Origin of the sequence: Sorangium sp. So ce321, from assembly GCF_051530195.1 — a bacterium.
Taxonomy (GTDB): Bacteria; Myxococcota_A; Polyangia; order Polyangiales; family Polyangiaceae; genus Sorangium.
On sequence record NZ_CP150329.1, the window covers coordinates 4,601,218 to 4,621,496 of the forward strand.

12 protein-coding genes are annotated in these 20,279 nt (G+C 72.3%); 4 read left to right on the top strand and 8 right to left on the bottom strand.

All coding sequences use genetic code 11. From position 1 onward, the window contains the following. Positions 1-6: 6 nt before the first annotated feature. The 3 genes from WME89_RS17540 to WME89_RS17550 all read right to left on the bottom strand — a co-directional run bounded on the left by WME89_RS17540 (position 7) and on the right by WME89_RS17550 (position 2,368). Entirely contained in the window at positions 7-828 is an 822-nt protein-coding gene (locus WME89_RS17540) for a sensor histidine kinase (RefSeq protein ID WP_438010274.1), read from the bottom strand. Positions 829-1,238: 410 nt separating this feature from the next. Then, entirely contained in the window at positions 1,239-1,682 is a 444-nt protein-coding gene (locus tag WME89_RS17545) for a response regulator (RefSeq protein ID WP_438010275.1), read from the bottom strand. A 212-nt stretch (positions 1,683-1,894) separates the two neighbouring features. Continuing rightward, positions 1,895-2,368 carry a response regulator gene (locus WME89_RS17550; protein WP_438010276.1) on the bottom strand — a complete coding sequence of 158 codons (474 nt, stop codon included), beginning with the start codon at positions 2,366-2,368 and terminating at the stop codon, positions 1,895-1,897. A 314-nt stretch (positions 2,369-2,682) separates the two neighbouring features. Here WME89_RS17550 and WME89_RS17555 point away from each other — a divergent pair, with 314 nt between their 5' ends. Next, positions 2,683-3,456, top strand: a complete 774-nt coding sequence (locus WME89_RS17555) for a sensor histidine kinase (protein WP_438010277.1) — start codon at positions 2,683-2,685, stop codon at positions 3,454-3,456. A gap of 213 nt (positions 3,457-3,669) precedes the next feature. After that, entirely contained in the window at positions 3,670-7,749 is a 4,080-nt protein-coding gene (locus WME89_RS17560) for a hypothetical protein (protein WP_438010278.1), read from the top strand. A 238-nt stretch (positions 7,750-7,987) separates the two neighbouring features. Here the strand turns inward: WME89_RS17560 and WME89_RS17565 are convergent, their stop codons facing one another. Together WME89_RS17565 and WME89_RS17570 are read right to left on the bottom strand one after the other, a co-directional pair. Further along, a complete protein-coding gene (locus WME89_RS17565; RefSeq protein WP_438010279.1) occupies positions 7,988-10,030 on the bottom strand; it encodes a DsbA family protein in 2,043 nt (680 codons plus the stop codon). Positions 10,031-10,442: 412 nt separating this feature from the next. After that, positions 10,443-10,913 (bottom strand): hypothetical protein, encoded by a 471-nt coding sequence (locus WME89_RS17570; RefSeq protein WP_438010280.1) that lies wholly within the window; start codon positions 10,911-10,913, stop codon positions 10,443-10,445. Between the two features lie 314 nt (positions 10,914-11,227). On the opposite strand from WME89_RS17570, the gene WME89_RS17575 reads away from it, so the two are divergent. Both WME89_RS17575 and WME89_RS17580 read left to right on the top strand, forming a co-directional pair. Continuing rightward, positions 11,228-14,083, top strand: a complete 2,856-nt coding sequence (locus tag WME89_RS17575; RefSeq protein ID WP_438010281.1) for a serine/threonine-protein kinase — start codon at positions 11,228-11,230, stop codon at positions 14,081-14,083. A gap of 66 nt (positions 14,084-14,149) precedes the next feature. After that, entirely contained in the window at positions 14,150-15,664 is a 1,515-nt protein-coding gene (locus tag WME89_RS17580; RefSeq protein ID WP_438010282.1) for an MATE family efflux transporter, read from the top strand. Positions 15,665-15,674: 10 nt separating this feature from the next. Here the strand turns inward: WME89_RS17580 and WME89_RS17585 are convergent, their stop codons facing one another. The 3 genes from WME89_RS17585 to WME89_RS17595 are packed head-to-tail and all read right to left on the bottom strand — an operon-like array spanning position 15,675 to position 20,216. Further along, on the bottom strand, positions 15,675-17,747 hold the full coding sequence (locus WME89_RS17585; RefSeq protein ID WP_438010283.1) for a bifunctional aldolase/short-chain dehydrogenase: 2,073 nt from the start codon (positions 17,745-17,747) through the stop codon (positions 15,675-15,677). 46 nt (positions 17,748-17,793) lie between these two features. Then, the gene (gene ahcY, locus WME89_RS17590; protein WP_438010284.1) at positions 17,794-19,110 is read right to left on the bottom strand and encodes an adenosylhomocysteinase; all 1,317 of its coding nucleotides are present in this window, start codon (positions 19,108-19,110) and stop codon (positions 17,794-17,796) included. Then, positions 19,107-20,216: an ArsR/SmtB family transcription factor gene (locus WME89_RS17595; RefSeq protein ID WP_438010285.1), complete on the bottom strand. Its 1,110-nt coding sequence runs from the start codon at positions 20,214-20,216 to the stop codon at positions 19,107-19,109. The genes ahcY and WME89_RS17595 overlap by 4 nt, the downstream gene beginning before the upstream one ends. Positions 20,217-20,279 lie beyond the last annotated feature (63 nt).

Consider the following 20,279-nt stretch of genomic DNA (forward strand, 5'->3'; position numbering starts at 1 on the left):
ACGCCGCTAGGCGCGCTCCGTCTCGGGGGCGCGCACCGAGAGCCCGGCCGCGGGGATGGTGAAGAAGAACGTGCTGCCCTGGCCGGGCGAGCTCTCGACCCAGATCGTGCCGCCGTGGGCCTCCACGATGCCCTTCGTGACGAACGCCGCGAGCCCCATCCCCTGTCCCAGGGGGCGGCGAGCGGGCGCGTGGCGGGCGAAGAGCAGCGGCTGCATCTCCGACGCGATGCCCGGGCCGGTGTCGGAGATCGAGAAGCGCGCGTCCGTGCCCGAGACCTCCGCGCGCACCGTGATGCGTCCGCCCTTGGGGGTGAAGCGCATGGCGTTGCCGAGCAGGGTCGCGAGCACCTGGACGATGCGATCCCGGTCGCACGCGATGGGGGGCACGTCGTGCGGCAGCTCCTTCGCGATCTCGAGCGGCTTCAGCGCCACCGTCGGCCCGACGAGCTCGATCGCTTTGTCGAGGATGGGCTCGACCTCGTGCGCGCCCTTGCCGATCTTCAGCGAGCCGCTCTCGATGCTCATGGCGTCGACCAGGTCCTGCGCGAGCTGGTTGATCTCGTCCGCCGCGCGGGTGATCGCCTCGAGCTGCCTCCGCCCCGATCCCTCTTGAGGGACCGATCGCATCAGCATGCGAGCGCTCACCACGATGACGCTCAGCGAGTTCCTGAGGTCGTGAGAGATGGTGGACACCGTCTCGCGGAGCATGCGCTCGGACGCTTCGGCGCGGAGCTCCAGCCGCTGACATTGCGCCTCGAGCCGCTCGCGCTCGGCCGCATCGCTCCGTGGAGCGTGCCGCTCCGCGTCCGCCTTCGATCGCCTGGGCACCCTGGCGCGCAGGGTAGCCGGTCCTGCGGAGCGAGGCCCGCTCCCCGCGGCGGACGTCGAGCTCCTCTTCGGTGCGCGCAGGGGCACCGCCGAGGGGCGTCCGCGCATCGTGCGGCCGTGCGCTGAATCCGCGCCCTCTGGCGCGTTTTTTCCAGCTTTTTTTCTGGTCACCCCCGCCATCCTTGTCCCCTCTTGTCTCTCAAGCGATCAGTTAGCCAGAAAGAATGTGGTGGGAATAGTCAGGTGGTGCCTCAGTCAAGTCGAGGCAACCCGGGAGCGCCTCTGCGTGTTTCGCGATCTCGCAGGCCCCGCTTCGCGGCGTGGGCGTCGCTGATCCCGTCGGATCGTGTGCGCCGCGCCGACCTCGCCGGATGTCCGTGCTGCGTTCCCGCGCGCGGCCCCGCGATGCGTCAGGTCGCTCTATCCGGCTGCGACGACGCTGCTCGCGCCTCGCCTTCGCTGCGCGACAGGAGACGGCGAATCTCGAGCACGAGCGTGTCCGGCAGACAAGGCTTCGTGAGGAACGCGTCGCAGCCCGCGTCCTTCGCCTCGCGCGAGTGCCCTGCGAGGGTGTGACCGGTGAGGGCGACGATGGGGATCCGCTTCGTGCGCGGATCGCTCTTGAGGTGGCGCGTGGCCTCCCAGCCGTCGATCTCCGGCAGCGACAGATCCATCAGGATGAGATCCGGGATCAGCTCGAAGGCGCGATCGAGCGCCTCCCGCCCGGTCGCCGCCTCGGCGACGCGGAAGCCGGAGAAGGACAGGTACTCCGCGAACATCTCCCGGTTGTCCTGGAAGTCGTCCACGACCAGGACGAGCGGCGAGAACGCGTTTTCGTCACACTTCACTTCCATCCCAGTGAACCTTTCCATTCCTCAGCACGCCGGCCGATTGGCTGCGAGCGACGCCGACATCGTCCGGCTGGCATCGACGCGATCCATCTAGGGGGGCGATCCGCTCGGGTCACGCGAGGTTTGTATACCTTATTGCGGGCCTGACGCCGGGCATTTCCCCTCCCGCGCAGGGACCGCCCTGCACTTGCCCTGAGGGGATCTCAGGCCCCTCCTTACTCACCCTGGGTAGGTCCGTAGGGCCGGCGGAGTCCGACGATCTCGTGGAGCAAACGAGCGGCGCTGTCCCAGTCGACGGGCTTCACGAGCACGCCGTCGAAGGCCGAGGCGTTGAGCGCGGCGCGGGCCTCGAGATCGCGCCGGCCGGTGCACGCGAAGATGGCGACGTGCTGGGTCGCCGGATCGGCGCGGAGCGCCTCGGCGACGACGAAGCCGTCGATGCCGGGCATGCGCAGGTCGCACAGGATCACATCCGGCACGTCCTGCGTGGCGAGGAACACCCCGCGCAGGCCGCCCGCCGCCCGCTCCACCAGGAAGCCGTGCGCGTCGAGCGCCGCCTCCGCCATGACGAGGAAATCGGGATCATCATCGACGATGAGGACCCGGCGCCGCTTCTCGATCACCAGGCTATCCTCGTCGCCTTGCTCCTCGCAGTGCTCGGCGAACTCTCTGCGCTCTGCCTCGGACATGCTCCCCCGCTCGCGGCTCGGCTGACAGCACTCCCGGGGTGCTCGGGCCTGGATGCGCGGCAGGGAGGGCAACGGCTCCCCGCTGGCGTTTCTGGAAAGGTCCCCCCGCCCTGGTGGAGGTGGAACCTGCACCCCGAGTACATCTTGTGCCCAGGTCGCTTATCCGCAACCATCAACTGTCCAGCGCAGATGGACCCTCTGCGCCGTCTGTCCTCACCGGCCGGCGACCCCTGTTTCGGGGCAGTCCCGACGACAGTTGGCTTGCTCGTCTGATGCTCAAGGTCCGCGCTGCTGCATATTCGGAGCAGGCGTCTATGTGGATGAATGACGAGTTCTTCGCGCGTGTGGGCCACGATCTCCGGGGCGAGCTGGCGACCATGCTCGCGGGGGTCCATTATCTTTTGCGCTACCAGAAAGATCTCGGGGCAGCGCCGCGCGACATGCTGGAGCGCGTGCGAGGCGCAGGCGAGCGGCTGAAGCGGCTGCTCGACGAGTTCGACAACTCCATCTGGCTCCGCGCGGACGCGAGCCGTCCGATGATGATCGGCCGGTGCGACGCGGTCGAGCTCGTCCGTCGCGCGGCCGTGCACCTCGAGGGCGCGGCGGCCGCTCGCGGGGTGCGCATCTCCTTCGAGGGCGAGCCTGACGGGGGCACCACCCTGGAGGGGGATCCGGAGCTGCTGAGGGTGGCGCTCGAGTACGTGCTCGGCTTCGCCGTCCTGCGCTCGCGCGATCGGCCGGTGCGGATCCGCGTCTCCAGCGCCGGCGGTGGGCCGGTGGTGACCGTCATTGACGAGGCGGGCCCGGTCCCGCCGGAGCCGCTCGCCCGCTTGCTCGAGCCGTTCGGGGAGCGGGCGGCGATCCCCGCCGACCCTGTCGCGCCGCGCCGGCGAGAGCGGCTCGGCCTGGGGCTCGCGATCGCGCACGGCATCCTCGACGCGCACGGGGGCGGGCTGACCGTGGAATCCTCGTCCGAGCGCCGGGACGGCGGCTCGGCGGCGCCGGACGCCGGCCTCTCCGCGAGCGGGCTGCGCTTCACGTGCACCCTTGGCGGCGTTGGAGGGGACGCCCACCCCGGGCTTGCCTGAGCCTGAAATGGAAGGTCGCTTCCACGTGGAGCGGCGATGACGGACGGATGTGGTCCTCCGGGGCCTCAACGCGCGGATCGTGTCCGATGAAGACTTCGTCTAGGATGGACTGGGTCGCACGTCGCGATCGTGCTCCATCTTCCACCGCACACGGATGAATGCGCCTCGATGCCGACGCTGAGCTCTCTCCTCGTGCAGCATGGGGTTACCTCGATGCGAGTGGTCGAGGAGGCGATCGCTCGCCAAGTGCTTCATGGCGGCGATCTCGCCACGAACGTCCTGGAGCTGGGCGCCGTGCGCGAGCGCGAGCTCACGGCGCTGCTCGCGGAGAGCGTCGGGCTCCCGCCGGCCGTGGGCCGGCTGCGGCCCGCGTCGCCCGAGGTGCTCCGGACCATCCCGGTCGATCTCGCGGTGGAGCACCGCGTGTTCCCGCTCGACGTGCGCACGGATCTCGACGCCGCGGCGACCGGCGCCCCGCAGCCCGAGGCGACGCTGGTCATCGCGACGGCTGAGCCCCTCTCGCCGGCCGCGGTCGAGAAGCTGAGCGTCGCGCTGGGGGTCAACCTGCGGCAGCTCGCGGCGCCGCTGGTGCGCATCCGCCAGGCGCTCGCGGAGCACTACGGGCTCGCTCTCGAGCGGCGCCTGTCGCGGCTCGTGAAGCAGCTCGACGCGCGAGCCGAGCCGAGCCCCGCGGAAGCGGTCGAGCCCAGCCCCGCTGCCGCTGCAGCGCCCCCGCCGGGCGCGTCGCCGCTGCCGACCTCGCCCGCCGGTACCGGTGCCGCATCGACCGCAGGAGCCGCAGGAGACGATGCGACCGCACCCGGTGAGGTCGATGCCGCTCCGCCGGCGAGCGTCGAAGCGCCCTTGCCGGTGGGGGGCGATGCCGCTTCGCCAGCGGACATCGACGCGACCTCGCCCTCGGACACCGGTGCGGCCTCGCTCGCCGGCGTCGACGAGCAGGAGGACGAGGCGGTCGAGACGCACGCGCAGAAGCGGCCCAGCATCGATGACGCTCCGACCGTGGAGGCGCTGACCTCGATCTACGACGAGGACACGGTCGTCGCAGAGGTCGCGCTCAACGAGGCCGTGCCCACGCCGAGGAAGCCGCCGCTACACGAGCTGGACGACGAGCCGACCGTCGTCGCCCAGTATCCGCTCGATCTGTCGTCGTTGCGCAACCTCGAGGCGCATACGCCGCGGGTCGAGGCGCTCGCTTCGCGCCTCGCCGAGCTCGCGCCGCAGCGCGGCCGAGGTGCCGCCGCTCCAGCCAGGCAGACGCCCGCCGCGGCGGGGCCGCACGAGGAGGCCGCGCATCCCGCCCAGGCGGCTGCGACGGAGGAAGAGCCCGCGATCGAGCCGCCGGAGCCGACACCGCGGTCCGAGGAGCTCGCGCCGCGCCTGGCGCCGTTCGCCGCGTCGGGAGCCGTGCACGAAGTGCCGCTCGTGACGGTGATGGAGACGCCGGTGGCAGCGCCGGCGCCGCCCATGAGGGCGTCAGCGCCGCCCGCGCCGGTGTCGTCCGGCGCGCGCCCGACGCCGGCGGGCAATCACCTGCTGACCGGCTGGCTGAAGCGGGCATCGGCCGCGCACCGCGTGCAGCAGGACACACCGCTCCAGGCCGCCGCGTCGCAGCACCAGCCAAGCGGAGCTGCATCTGCAGCGCCCGCGCCGGTCGCGCCTGCACCCGTGGTGCCCGCGCAGGTCGTGGCTGCACCTGCAGCCTCCGCGCCGGATGCGCCTGCGCCGGATGCGCCTGCGCCGGATGCGCCTGCGCCGGATGCGCCTGCGCCGCTTGCGCCGGCGCCTGCAGCGCCCGCGCCCGTCGCGGATCGGCGCGAGCGTTCGTCGAGCGCACCGGCGGTGAATGGCGCGACGCGCGCAGCGGGCCGGTCCGCGCCGGCTGCGCAGCGGCGCAAGGGCCCGTTCACGCTGGCCATGGCCGAACAGGAGCTCGCCGCCGTCGACGCGAGCGAGGCGGTGCTCGCGGTCTTCTTCGACTTCGCGCAGCAGTACTTCGAGTACACGGTCCTGTTCACCGTCCACGGCGAGCGCGCCGAAGGCCGCAACGCCGCAGGGCCAGGCGCCGAGCGCGAGCGCGTCGCGAAGATCGCGGTGCCCCTCGATCGCCCGTGCGTCCTCGCCAGGGCGCGCACGCTCCGCGCGCCGCTCGTCACCGCGCTCGCTGGCAGCGCCCCCGACGCCGAGCTCCAGCGTGAGCTCGGCAGGGCGGTCCACGCGGCCGCTGTCGCGGTCGTCCCGGTGGTCGTGCGCGGCCGCGTCGTCGCGCTCGTCTACGGCGACGACGGCGCCTCGTCGGTCGAGCTCTCCAGCATCGGAGACCTCATCGCGCTCGCCGGGCTCGCGGCGACGGTGCTGGAGCGGCTCATCCTGCGGAAGAAGCTGAACCGGGGCGGGGCAGCCCAGCAGCGCGACAGCTCGGTGCCTCAAGAAGCCGCGGTATCACCCCACCAATCCGCCGCGCCGCCGCCGCACGCTGCTGCGCCGTCGCCCGAGGCCGCCGCGCCGCCGCCTCACGCTGCTGCGCCGTCGGCTGAGGCCGCCGCGCCGGGCGACGAGCACGCGACGGAGGGGCCGCTCTCCCTGCGCACCCGCGCCGCGCTGATGGAGTTGAGCCACATGGTCCGCGCGGAGGCGCACGGCCCGCCCGCCGCTGACGTCGGGACCGCGTCGCGCGCAGCGCACGCGCACCTCGGCGCGGGAGAGCCTCGGCGCGCCGACAGCGCGGACGTCGAGCCGCACGCGAGGCGGCCGCAAGGCGGCTGGTCCACGGAGGACGGCGGCTCGGGGATCGACGCTGTCGCGCGGGCCTTCGGGCTCCGCGGTACCGGCGTGGAGGCCGAGCCCGTGCAGCCGGACGAGGGCGCCGCGCACGCGATGGCGTTCAGCTCGACCATCCCGCCCGCCCCGATGCCGCGCGCGCCGACCCTGGGGATCGAGCCGCAGTTCCGGCTGGGCCTCGAGGCGGGCGTGGACGTCGTGTCGGGCACGGCGGTCACGGCGCCGATGATGCAGGCGGTCACCGAGCCGATGATGCCGGCCATCACTGGGCCGACGCCGCCGGCCGCCATCGACGAGATCCCCGACCTCGAGATCCCCGCGGCGCCCGCGCCCCCGGAGGACCTCGATCTCAGCGAGCCTGAAGAGGGGCGGACGAGGCGGTACTCACGGCCTCCGTGGATGCTCGACAGCTCGATCACGCCCGGCGGCGAGGAGCATCGCGACCTCGGACCGGCGCCGGCCGTGGGGCGCTCCTCCTGGCGCCGCCGCACGCCCGCCGCCGTCGAGAGCCCCGCCCCGCACGCGAGGCCCCCGTCCGAGCGGCGCGCCGCGGTCTCGCCCTCGCCGGCCGGCGCCGGCGATCTGCGCGCCGAGTACACCTCGCTCCTGCAGCATGTCCTCGCGGGCGGCGAGGCGGGCGCGAGGGCGTTCGCCGAGCTCGTGCGCCACGGCGACACGGCGGTCTCGGTCATCGCCGCGCGCTTTCCAGGCCCGCTCCGGGGCGAGCGCCAGCGCTTCCGCGAGCAGCTCGCCGGTCCGGACGGAGCTGCCGGTGTCGCCGCAGCTCCTCCCGCCTCGCAGTGCGGGCCGCTGCTCGATCTGATCGTGGCGATCCGGCGCCCGGCGCTGCCCTTCATGACCGTGCGGAGCGCCTCGCCCGATCCCGAGGTGCGCTTCTGGGCCACGCACGTGCTCGGCGAGCTTCCGTACCCGGAAGCCGCCAACGCGCTGCTTCCCCGGCTCTTCGACGACAACATCGCCGTCCGGCGGATCGCCGTCCGGTCGGCCACCCAGCTGATCGCGTCGCCGCCCGCCGGTGGTCCGATCCTGCAGGGGCTCGATCACATCGCGCGCGACCGGGAGGAAGCGTCGGCGCGGCGGTTGACCGCCATCGACACGATGGCCGACATCCGCTCCGGCTCGGTCGTGCCTGCGCTCCTGAGCGCGCTCACCGACCCTCACGAGGCGATCGTCGACGCCGCGGCGCGGGCGCTGGTCGTCATCACGCGGGACGATCACGGCCGGGACGCGCGCAGGTGGGCGTCGTGGTGGTCAAGGAACGCCGATCGCCATCGCATCGAGTGGATCATCGACGCGCTCACGCACGAGAAGCCTGCGATCCGCCGCGCCGCGATCGACGAGCTGAAGGGCATCACCAAGGAGTACTTCGGCTACTACGAGGACCTCCCGCGGCAGGAGCGGGAGGCCGCCCAGGAGCGCTACCGCGCGTGGTGGACCTCCGAGGGGCGCTCGCGGTTCCGCACCACGGGCTGACGCTGGCCGCGCGATGCGCGGGCGGCGCCACGGCCGTGCGGCGCGAGGCAGCGCTCTTCGGCCCTGCGGTGCGGGCGCGAGGCAGCGCCCCGCAGCTCTGCCACAGGAGAGCGATCGCGAAGAGAGAGGTCCACCGGACCCCGCGTCGAGCAGGGGGGCGGCTCATCCGGTTCACGGGAGCCGCCCTTCGGGGCGGGCTGGTGTGGGGGGGCGGGAAGTCAGACCGCGCGGCGGCGGCTCACTTCGGCGCGGCGGGAGCGGCGGGGGCGGCGGGCTGCGCGGCGCCGGCCGGCTTCTTGGGGGCGTCGACCCTCGCCGCGGCCGGCGCGGTCTCACCGGCCTCCTTGAAGGCCTTGTCGATGAGCTTCTTGAACTTCGAGAACGGCTGCGCGCCGCTGATGAAGTAGCCGTTCACGACGAAGGCCGGCGTCCCGCTGATGCCCGCCTTGTCGGCGACGGAGTTCTCGGCGTCGACGAACGCCTTGTGGGTGTTCGTGTCGAGCGCCTTCTTGAACTTCGTCATGTCGAGGCCCTGCTCCTCGGCGTACTTCTCGAGCGACGCGCGCGAGAAGGCCTCAGGCTGCCCCTGGTTCTTGAAGAGCACCTCGTGGTACGCCCAGAAGCCCGCGTTGCCCTTCTGCGCGTAGGCCTCCTGCGCGGCCTCGGACGCGAGCGGCGCGTTCTTGTGCATCGGCAGCGGCCGGTGGCGCCACACGATCTTCAGCTTGTCGCCGTAGGTCTTCGAGATCTGCGAGACGGTGTCCTCGACGCGCTTGCAGAACGGGCACTCGAAGTCCGAGAAGACCTGCATGACGACCTTCGCCTTCTCGCCGCCCTTCCACGGGCTGTTCGGCGCCGGCGCGGCGACCTCCTTGCGCTCGGGCGGCGGCGGCTCCTTGCCGTCCTTGATGATCTCCGCGTAGAGGTCCTTGGGGGCGATGCCCTTGGCGAGCAGCCCCTCGGACTTCTTGATCTCCTCGTCGACGATCGTCTTGAACTTGTCGATCGGCTGCGCGCCGACGAGCCGGCGGCCGTTGATGAAGAAGTGCGGGGTCCCGGACGCCTGCAGGTCGTCCGCGAGCTCCTGATCGGCGGCGATGGACGCGCCGTGCTTCTTGGTGGCGATCGCGGCCTTCACCTTCTCGACGTCGAGCCCGAGCTCCTTGGCGTAGCCGAGCAGGTCTTCGTCGTTGAGCTTCTGCTGGTTCTTCCAGAGCAGGTCATACGCATCCCAGAAGCCCTTCTCGCCCTTCTGCGCGCGGGCCTCCATGGCGAGCTCGGCCGCGGGCTCGGCGCGCTGGTGGAACGGCAGCGGGTTGTTCTTCCAGACGAACCGGATCTTGTCCCCGTAGGTCTTGACGAGCTCGTCCATGGTCGGGACGACCTTGCTGCAGAAGGGGCACTGGAAGTCGGACCACTCGACGATGGTGACCAGCGCGGTGGCCGGGCCCTTGGCGGGCGCGTCGCCGACGGGCACCTTCCAGACGGTCTTGTCGTCCTCTTGCGGGCGCTCGCGGTCCTGCTTGGGCGGCGCCTTCGCCTTGTTCTCCGCGGCGAGCTTGGCGTACACCTTGTCGGGCTTGGTGCCCGAGGCGACCGCCGCCTGCGCGGCCTTGAGCTGCTCGTCGATGACGGAGGTGAACTTGTCGATCGGCTGAGCGCCGCTCAGGAACACGCCGTTGATGATCGAGGCAGGCGTGCCGGTGACCCCGGACGACTTGCCGACCGCCATGTCGGCGTCGATCTTGGCCATGTACTCCTGCCGATCGTACGCCGCCTTGAACTTCGCCTTGTCGACGCCGGCCTCGGCGGCCCACGCCTCGAAGTTGGCGGGCGTGAGGCTCTTCTGGTTCTGGAAGGCGAGCTCGTGGAACTTCCAGAACGCCTTCGACCCGCCGAGGCGGAACACGGTCTCGGCCGCGAGCGCCGCCGGGCGCGCGTTCTTGTGGAAGGGGAGCGGGTTGTTCTTCCAGAGGATCCGCAGCTTGTCGGGGCCGTACTTCTCCTTGAGCTGGTTGATCGTCGTCTCGACCCTGCTGCAGAACGGACACTCGAAGTCGCTGAAGACGACCATCGTCACGGGCGCCGTGCGCGCGCCCCACAGCGGGTCCTTCGACGACACGGGGATGGCCGCGTCCTCGTCGCTCCACGGCTGCCCGTCGTCGACGCTCGTCGCGACCTCATGCCCGCGCGAGCCCGCGCTCCGATCGATGCTCCACATCAGCCCCATCCCTGCGATGAAGCAGAGAAGAAAGCCGACGATGGCTGTTCCCTTGTTCATGAATGATTTCCTCTCTCAACGTTGGTGGAGCTCCGCCAGGCGGGCCCCTCCTTCAACGCGGGCGCGACACCAGGTGGAGCGCCCGCGACAAGACGGCCAATCGTGAACTCCGGGGCGGCGAGCCACCCCGGGCCGAAGGAGGCGCCGCCGCGTGTGGCGACGACCCCCCGGCGGAGCGCCAGGACCGCCCTCGGCCCGTCATGGGGGCAGCTGCGCCCAGGCCCGGCCGCGAGGGTCGCGCCGCCCTCGAGGGCGGCGCGCCTTCACGACATGGTCCCGGACGAGCGCCTGGCGGGCTCGGGTCAGACCGGCAACGCTCCGGATCTCGCGGCAGCGCTGAGCTCGCGCCTCGATCCGCGGCCTCCGAGGGGCCGCGTGGCGCGGTCGACTGCAGCCTGCCGGCGACCTCGCCTCATCGAGGCGGGTGGTAGACGCCCTGCTCGACGCCGGCGCGCGGTCCCCCGGGCAGCGCGATGAACGAGAACTGCGCCATGGGCGCGGAGGGGGCGGGGAAGACGAACTCCGGGAGGAGCAGCGCCTGTTGCGGCGCGCTGGCGAGCTCGTTGACAGGAACGGGATGATGCGAGCTCGGTCCGACCGTCGGCCAGGGCTCGCTCCACTCGCACCCGGGGGCCGCGTCGATCCGATCGTCGGCGACCGGCAGGGTGCGGGGCGGCGCGACCGACGACGCGCCGCGGGGGTCGCAGATGGGCGCGTCCCTCGTCTCGCCCGTCGCGTCGTCGACGCTGGTCAGGACGGTGCACGACGGCTCATCCGGCGGAGCGACGATCGTCATCCGGTCGTCGTCGCAGATCGGAACGATCGCGGCCCGCGCACGCAGCGGGAGGACCAGCGCCAACGCGAACGTCAGCAAGGTCATCATGCGCTGGACAGCGTGCCGCGACATCCGAGGCAAGAAGTAGCTGAGGCCCGCCGCAAGAGCAATGGCCCCATTTTGCTGGAGATTGCCACGTTCCGGGACCCGTCCGGACGGATCTCGGCCGTCGATTCGAAACGCGCGCCGGACGCGACTTGTCGACAGGGTGGGGATAACCCTGTGGATAAACTGGAGAGCCCCTGTGTCGAAATGGTGCGGCGGACCGGGATCGCCTCCGAAATCGAGCGGTCTCGGCGTGGTGGAGCGAACCACCCACCCGAATTTGGCCCACCTTGTCCTACATCCGGTAGGTTCGCTCCATGGCGAACTCCTCTGCGACCGTGCCTCGCCCGGTTCTTCCGCCCTCGCACGAGCCCACCAAGAGCGGGTTCGCCGCGGACGATGTTCCCCGGCCGCTCGGCCGCTACGTGCTCCTGCGGCGCATCGCCCGCGGGGGCATGGGCGAGGTGTTCCTCGCCTCCACGACGGGCCTCGAGGGAGCGGAGCGCGCGGTCGTTGTGAAGATCATCCGCCGCGAGCACGCCTCCGACCCGAGCTACATCGCCCGCTTCCTGGACGAGGCGCGCGTGCAGGCGCAGCTCCAGCACTCCGGCGTCGCGCAGGTGATCGAGGCGGACGTCGACCCGGCGACCGGCGAGCCGTACGCGGTGGTCGAGCACGTCGAGGGCCGGAGCCTCGGCGAGGTCCGGGCCAGGGCGGTGCAGCTCGGGCATCGCTTCGACTGGGCGGAGGCGGTCGCGATCGCGACGATGATCGCCGAGGCGCTCGCGCACGTGCACGAGCGCCGGGACCCGTCGGGCGGCGCGCTCGGCATCGTGCACCGCGACCTGTCGCCGCAGAACGTGATGCTCGGGTTCTCCGGCGACGTGAAGATCATCGATTTCGGCACCGCCCGCGGGCAGAACCGGCGCTGCCATACGGTCGCGGGCGTCGTCTTCGCGAAGCCGGGCTACGTCGCGCCGGAGGTGGCCAACGGCGACCCGGGCGACGCGCGGGTCGACCTCTACGCGCTCGGGATCATGCTCTGGGAGCTGTGCGCGGGGCGGCGCTTCCTCCAGGGCGACGCGCAGACGCACATGGCCGCGGTCGCGCGCAACCAGAACGATCCGCCGCCCATCGCCGTGGGGCTCGGGGCTCCACCGGCGCTCGACGCCGCGATCGCGCGGCTCACGGCGTTCGACAGGGAGGCGCGGTACCCGTCGAGCCGCGCCGCCGCGCGCGATCTCGCCGCGCTCCTCGGGGCGGCGGTGGCCCTGCCGGGCGGCGAGCGCGGCGTGCGGGCGCGCGCGGCGCACCTGATGCAGCGGCTCTTCCCGGGCGAGCCGGGGCGCTCGCGCAGCGAGTTCGCGAGCCTCGTCGCGGCCGCGAAGGCGCACCGGGCCACCGCCGTGACGCCGGTGAGCCCCCGCGCCGAGGCGATGGCCTCGGCCGAGCGCGGGGACGAGGGCATGCTGCCGGGCACGCGCTACCGGCTGCTGCGCGAGATCGGGGCGGGCGCGAGCAGCACCGTCTACGAGGCGGAGCACGTCGACCTGGGGCGCCGCGTGGCGCTCAAGGTCGTCTCCGCCGAGCACTCCGCGACCGACGTCGTCGCGAACCGATTTCGCCGCGAGGCGCGCGTGCTGTCGCGCCTCTCGCACGAGCACCTCGTGAAGGTCCACGACTTCGGCATGGCCGCGGATGGCCGCCTCTTCTGCGGCATGGACCTGCTCGAGGGCGAGACGCTCGACGCCATGCTCGTCCGCGGAGCCGCGCTCGACTGGCGCGACGCGCTCGCGATGGCCGTCAAGGTGCTGCGCGCGCTCGAGCTCGCGCACGCGGAGGGCCTCGTGCACCGCGACGTCAAGCCCGAGAACCTCTTCCTGACGCGCCCGAGCGGCGCCGCGGCCTCCTCCTCCCTGAGCGAGGCCGGGCTGAAGCTGCTCGATTTCGGGCTCGCGAAGTGCCTCTCCGAGGACCGCGGCGAGGCCGACGGCGTCGCGGACGCGACCGGCGCGGGGGAAGGCCCCGCACGGGCCGCGATCGCGATCGTGGGGACGCCCGAGTACATGGCCCCCGAGCAGGCGGCGTCCGGGCGCATCGACGGGCGCGCCGATCTCTACGCGCTCGGCTGCGTCCTCTACGAGATGCTCACCGGGCGCCTGCCGTTCGTCGAGCCGAGCCTCGTCGCGCTGCTCGACGCGAAGATCAAGGGCAGCCCCGAGCGCCTCCGCGAGCGCGCGCCGGCCCGGCAGATCCCCTCGTTCGTCGACGAGCTGGTGATGCGCGCGCTGGCCCGTCACCCGAGCGTCCGCTTCCAGAGCGCCGCCGAGATGCGCGAGGCCGCCCTGAAGGCGCTCGCGACGCCCGCGCGCGCGCGCTCTCGCCGTCGCGCGGTCGGGTTCGCGGCGGTGGCCGCGGTGATGACGCTCGCGGGCGTGCTCGTCGTGGGCAAGGGGCGCGAGCTCGCGGCCGGCGTCCCCGCGGGCGCCGCGTTGGTCGACGTCGCGGGCGAGGCGGCCGCTCCTTCAGGCGACACGGCTCAGGCCGCTGCGCCCGGCGCGCCGGCAGCCACGGAGACGCCGGCGACGGCCGCAGAGGCGCCGGCGACGGCCGCAGAGGCGCCGGCGACGGCCGCAGAGGCGCCGGCGACGGCCGCAGAGGCGCCGGCGGCAGTCGCGGCAGCTGCAGCGCTCGCCGCGGCCGCCGCGCCGGCGCCAGGCGCCCCCGCGGCCGCCGGTGCGCCCGTGGCCAGCGCGCCGGGGCAGGGGGCCGACGCGCCTTCGGCCCTCGCGGTCGCGCCCGAGGCGGCCGCGCTGCGAGCGCCGGTCGCCCCGCCTGCGGCGGCGGGTGCCGCGAAGAGCGAGGCAGCGAAGCAGCCCGCCAGGGGCGAGGCCTCTGCGCGCCCGGCCGTGGCCGCGCGCGGTTCGGCCCCGAAGACGACCGAGAAGCCTTCGGCGCGCGACGCGGCCGATCGGAGCTCTCGCGAGGTCGCGAAGCGCGAGACGAAGGCGCGCGAGCGATCGTCCTCGGCACCGGCGCGCGAGTCGGCCGCGCCCGCGCCGTCACCTGCGCGTGGCGAGGCTGACACGGGAGAGAAGGACGGGCACGAGGATCGCAGCGAAGCGAAGCGGCGCCGTCACAAGCGGCGGTCCCGGGTCGCCAAGGCCGAGTAAGCTTCGCTCCACGCGGCGCATTTCTCTCGCGCGTACGCCGCGGCGTTGTATACCGCGCAGCCTGCGATGGCTCAAATCGCCCTGTCCGCGCCGGGTTCGAACGCCGTTACATCGGGCCCACCCCATCGCGCCATCCTGCGGCTCGCGCTGCCGACCGTGGCGGCGATGCTCACCCAGAGCATCGTCAACGAGGTCGACATCGTCTTCTTCGCGCACCTGCCGTGCCCGGAGTCGTCGAACGCGCACGCGGCGCTCCTGCCGTCGCTGATCGTCCTCTGGCTGTTCGGCGGCTCGCTCAGCGCGATCTCGGTCGGCACGCAGGCGTTCACCGCGCGCCGCTTCGCCGAGAAGCGCCCCGAGGACGCGGGCGCGGTCCTCGCGAACGCCCTGTTCTTCGCGCTCGTCGCCGGCGTCGTTTTCTCCGCGATCGGCTACCTGACGATGCCCTACATCCTGTCGGTCATCATCAAGGTGCCGGACGCGCGCCAGGCGGCGCTCGACTACCTCGGCTGGCGCCTGCTCGGGGTGATGTCGATGGCGGCGACGTTCGCGCTGAAGGCGTTCTTCGACGGGATCGGCAAGACGCACATCCACCTCGTCTCGGCGCTCGCGATGAACGCGCTGAACATCGTGCTCTGCGTCCTGCTCATCTTCGGCAACGCGTCGCTCGGCATCCCGAAGTACGGCATCGCCGGCGCGGGCATGGCGGGCTTCGTCTCGACCTACGTCGGCCTCGCGATCATGCTCGCGTACGCGCTCCTGCCGCAGTACCGGCGCGCCTACCGCCCGTTCGCCCCGAGCAAGCTCTCGGTCCCGCTCACCTGGTCCATCCTCAAGCTGTCGATCCCGAGCGCCGTCGCGACCATCGCGATCATGACGGGCTTCGCCCTGTTCTACGCGATCGCGAGCAAGCTCGACCAGGTCGCCCCGGCGGGCGTGATCTCGCCGCTCTGCCCGGGCGGCCGCGCCGAGCCGGTCTACGGCGCGGCGACGACCGTGATCGTCGGGATCCTGAAGCTCACGTTCACCGCCTGCCTGGCCTTCGGCACGTCGACGGCGACCCTGGTGGCGCAGTCGCTCGGCGAGAAGGACGGCGACAAGGCCGCGCGCTTTGGCTGGGTGAGCGTCCGGCTGGGGCTCGCGATCTTCGGGGTCGTCGGCCTGATCGAGGCGATCTTCGCCCCGCAGATCCTCGCGTTCGCCAGCAGCAGCGAGCTCGTCCAGGCCGCGGCGCTCCGGCCGCTCCAGGTGATGGGCATCTGCACGCCGCTCGTCGCGGTCGGCATGATCCTCACGCAGGCGCTCTTCGGCGCGGGCAACACGCTGTTCGTGATGGTGGTGGAGCTCATCCTGCACTTCACCTGCCTCGTCCCGCTCGCGTGGCTGCTCGGCATCACGCTCGGCTTCGGCCTGATGGGCATCTGGACGGCCGGCGTCACCTACGTGGTCCTGCTCGCCGCGGCCATGGTGTGGAAGTTCCGCTCGGGCGACTGGAAGAAGATCCGGCTCGACGCGCAGGGTCAGCCCGACCAAGCCGCGGTCGGCGAGGGCGGCGGCGGTCCGAGCGCGCAGGGGCTCTGACCCTGCGCGCTCATCGGGGGAACGCGGCGGCGTTCCCGCCGTCGACGGTCACGACGCAGCCCGTCGTGGCCTCGGCGGTCGCGAGGTAGAGGAAGCCCTGCGCCACGTCGGCCGCGGTGGTCTCGCGCCGGAGCAGGTTGTCCCGGAAGTAGTCGTCGACCGAGACGTTGCGGGCGCGGGCGCGGGACTCCAGCAGGCCGGCGTCGAACAGCGCGGTGCGGATGCGGTCCGCGTTCACGGCGTTGGCCCGGATGCCCTTGGGACCGAGATCGACCGCGTACTGGCGCATGAGCGCCACGAGCGCCGCCTTGGCGACGGCGTAGGGGCCGAAGTCGGGCCCCTGGTTGAACGCGCTCTTCGACGCGTTGAACAGCAGCGCGCCGCCCAGGTCCTGGGCGAGCAGCACCCGCGCCGCGGCGCGGGCGACGTTCTGGTGGCCGAGCAGGTTCAGCTCGAGCGAGGCGCACAGCGCCTCGTGCCCCTCCGACGTGTGGATGGAGCCCGAGAACGCGCGGCCGGCGTTCGAGACGACGATGTCGACGCCGCCGAAGTGCGCCGCGACCTGCGCGAACGCCCGGTTCACGCTCGCCTCGCTGCGCACGTCGCAGGCGATCTTGATGCAGCGGCCGCGGTGACGACCACCGAGCTCGGCGGCGGCCTTCTCGAGCGGCTCCTCGTCGCGATCGACCAGCGCCACGTGCGCCCCCGCCGCGAGGAACGCCGCCGCTGTCGCGTGGCCGATCCCCGAAGCGGCGCCAGTTATCAGCGCGATCCGCCGATCCAGCGGGCCTCGCTGGCTCGCCCCGAGCTTCAGCTTCGCCTGCTCGAGGCTCCAGTACTCCATGTCGAAGAGGTCGAGCTCCGGGACCGGCTGGTACCCCCCGAGCGCCTCGGCGGCCTCGATCACGGAGACGGTGTGCTCGTAGACGTCCGCCACGATGTCGGCCTCGGCGCGCGAGCCGCCGACGCACAGCGCGCCCACCCCGGGGAACAGCAGCACCCGCGGGAACGGATCGAGCTCGTCGCGCGTGACGCCCCGCGCGGCGCAGGAGCGGCGGAAGTACTCGTGGTACTCGGCCACGTACCTCGCGATGGCCTGCTCGACGGCCGCGCGGAAGCGCGCCGTGTCGCTGACGTTGTAGCCGTCGACCACGAGCGGCCGCGCCTTGGTGCGGATGACGTGATCCGGGGTCGCGCAGCCGATCTGCGAGATGCGGGCGAGGTCGTCGCGCTCGCAGAACGCGATCAGCTCCAGGCTGGTGCGGAGCGTGCTGACCCACGGGCGGCCCGAGGCGCGGGCGAGCGCGCCGCGGACGACCGGGCCGATGGCGGCGCGGATGTCCGGGTCCGGCACCGCGACCGTGGGGTGCGAGACGATCGCGCTGCGCTGGACGACGTGGCGCTCGGCGCGCGTCACGGCGTCGATCATGCGCGTGTAGCTCTCCTCGGCGGTGTCTCCCCACGTGAAGACGCCGTGCTTGTCGAGGATCATCAAGGACGGGAGCGCTCCTCGCTCGAGGCGCTCCCGGACGAGCTCGGCGACGCGGCGCGCGAGCAGGAAGCCCGGCATCACGTACGGCACGAAGATCACCTGGTCCCCGTAGATCGCCTCGACGACCTCGGCCGAGCCGCCCGTGTCGATGACCGACAGCACGGCGTCGGCGTGCGTGTGATCGACGAACTTCGCGGGGATGATCGCGTGCAGCAGCGCCTCGACCGACGGCGTGGGGCTCGCCGGGTCCAGCATCTGGCCGCGCAGCAGCGCGACCATCTGCTCGTCGGTCATCCGCTCGAGCGCGCACGCGCGCTGGAGCGGCGCGAGGCGGCACGCCGGGAAGCCGCGCGGCTCGATGGTGGCGAGATCCCAGCCGCTGCCCTTGATGAAGAGCACGTCGACGCGATCGCCGAGGAGGTCGACGGCGGTGCTCTTGACGCTCGTGTTTCCCCCGCCGTGGAGGACGAGCGACGGGTCGGCGCCGAGCAGGCGGGATGTGTAGACGCGGAGGGCGAGATCCTCGCCGCAGGTGGCGGCGTAGGTGTCGAGGTAGCGCTGGGCTTCGTCGTTGCTGTGGCGAGAATCCATCGACCGGCCGCCTACCCCAGCGACGGGGGCGCCGGAAGCCCGCCGCTCAGTAGCGGTAGTTCTCTGCCTTGAACGGGCCCTCGGCGGGGACGCCGAGGTACTTCGCCTGCTCCTGCGTCAGCTGCGTCAGCTCGACCCCGAGCTTCGCCAGGTGGAGAGCGGCGACCTTCTCGTCGAGCTTCTTCGGCAGGAGGTGAACGCCGACCGTGTATTTCTCCGTCCAGAGGGCGATCTGCGCGAGGACCTGGTTGGAGAACGAGGTCGACATGACGAATGACGGGTGGCCGGTGGCGCAACCGAGGTTCACGAGCCGGCCGCGCGCGAGGACGATCAGCCGCTTGCCGTCCGGGAAGATGAAGTGATCGACCTGCGGCTTGATGTTCTCCTCCTTGATCTCGGGGTTCTTCTCGAGCCACCCGATCTGGATCTCGGAGTCGAAGTGGCCGATGTTGCAGAGGATCGCCTCGTCCTTCATCGCGATCATGTGCTCGGCCCGGACGACATCGTCGCAGCCGGTCGCCGTGACGAAGATGTCGCCGATCGGCGCGACGGTCTCGAGGCGCTTCACCTCGTAGCCCTCCATCGCCGCCTGCAGCGCGCAGATCGGGTCGATCTCGGTGATGATCACGCGCGCCCCGAGGCCGCGCAGCGACTGCGCGCACCCCTTGCCGACGTCGCCGTAGCCGCACACGACCGCGACCTTGCCGGCGAACATCACGTCCGTGGCGCGCTTGATCCCGTCGCCCAGCGACTCGCGGCAGCCGTAGAGGTTGTCGAACTTGCTCTTCGTCACCGAGTCGTTGACGTTGATCGCCGGCACCTTCAGCTTGCCGGCGCGGTGCATCTCGTAGAGCCGGTGCACGCCCGTCGTCGTCTCCTCCGACAGCCCGCGGATGGGGTCGTTACCGGTGAAGAGCTCCGGGTGCTTCTCGTGGGCGATGATCGTGAGATCGCCGCCGTCATCGAGGATCATGTTCGGCCCCTTGCCGCCCTTGAAGGCGTAGAGCTGCTGCTCGATGCACCAGTCGTACTCCTCCAGGGTCTCGCCCTTCCAGGCGAAGACCGGGACGCCAGCCGCCGCGATCGCCGCCGCCGCGTGGTCCTGCGTCGAGTAGATGTTGCAGCTCGTCCAGGTGACCTCGGCGCCGAGGGCCACCAGCGTCTCGATCAGCACCGCGGTCTGGATCGTCATGTGGAGGCAGCCGGCGACGCGCGCGCCCTTGAGCGGCTGCGTCGGGCCGTACTCGGCCCGGAGCGCCATCAGGCCGGGCATTTCCTTCTCGGCGATGCGGATCTCCTTGCGACCCCAGTCCGCGAGGGTGATGTCGGCGACCTTGTAGGAGAGCTTCTTCTCAGCAGTCATGGTGTCCCTTTGCCTTTTCCGGTGAATGCGCTCGAGCGCGCGCCGCGCCAGCCGACGAGCAGCTGCCAAACCAGGTGTCGATCCGGACCTTCGCCCTGCCAGGCGGACGGCAGCCGCCGGATCTCGACGCCGGCGAGCCCCGCCTCCTCGGCGAGGCGGCGGAGGTCGGCCGGCGAGAAGCCGAGCCAGACGTCCGCCTCCTGCTCCCGCAGCGTCTGATCGTGGTGCGCCTCGTAGTCGAGCACGCACACCGCGCCGCCGCGGGCGGGCAGGACGTCGTCCGCGTGGCCGGGCGCGGCCGGGCGCGCGAGCTCGACGAGCGCGCGCATCGCCTTCGCCGGCTGCGGCGCGTGGTGCAGCACGCGGGCCGCGAAGACCACGTCGGCGCCCCCCGCGAGGGCCTCGCCGGCCGCCGGCGGCTCGCCGCCGAGCGCGCGGGCCACGGCCCGGATCACCTCGGGCCCATCGATCTCGCCGCACACGAGCTCGACGTTCTCGAGGCTGCGCCGCCGCATGCGCTCCCCCGCGAGCTGCAGCTGGGCGCTCGCGCGATCGAGCGCGACGACGCGGCCGAAGACGGGGGACAGCACCTCGAGCAACGCCCCGTCGCCCGTGCCCACGTCGACCGCCAGCCGGCGGTGGGGCAGGAGCGGCGCGAGCGCGGCGAGGTATGCGGCGAGCTCGGACGGCGGCCCCGGGCGCAACGGCCGCCCGCCGCGCGCGAAGAACTCACGGGTCTCGGCGTCGCGCGTGGCGAGCACCTCCTCGACGCGCGCGAGCGTCCCATCCGCCGCGCACGCGCGCTGGCCGGCGCGCACGGCGTCGTCGACCACGGGGTCGGTCGTGGCGCGCGGGTCGAGGCGGAGCAGCGTCCACGTGCCCTGGCGCCGCGCGAGCAGGATGCCCGCCTCGCGGAGGGCGGCCGCATGACGCGAGATCTTCGGCTGCCCCTCGCGCAACAACTCGGCGAGCTCGCCGACGGCGAGCTCTTCCGCCGCAGCCAGGCCGAGCAGCCGCACCCGCACCGGATCGGCCAGCAGCCGGTACAGCTCGCACCGCGCGATCGCCTCCACAGGCTGGGCCGGGGCCTCTGAAACCGTGACCACGGATCTTCTATATGCGTCGATGCGCATGAATGCAAATGGAATCTCCGTGACCCTGCCCGCGCT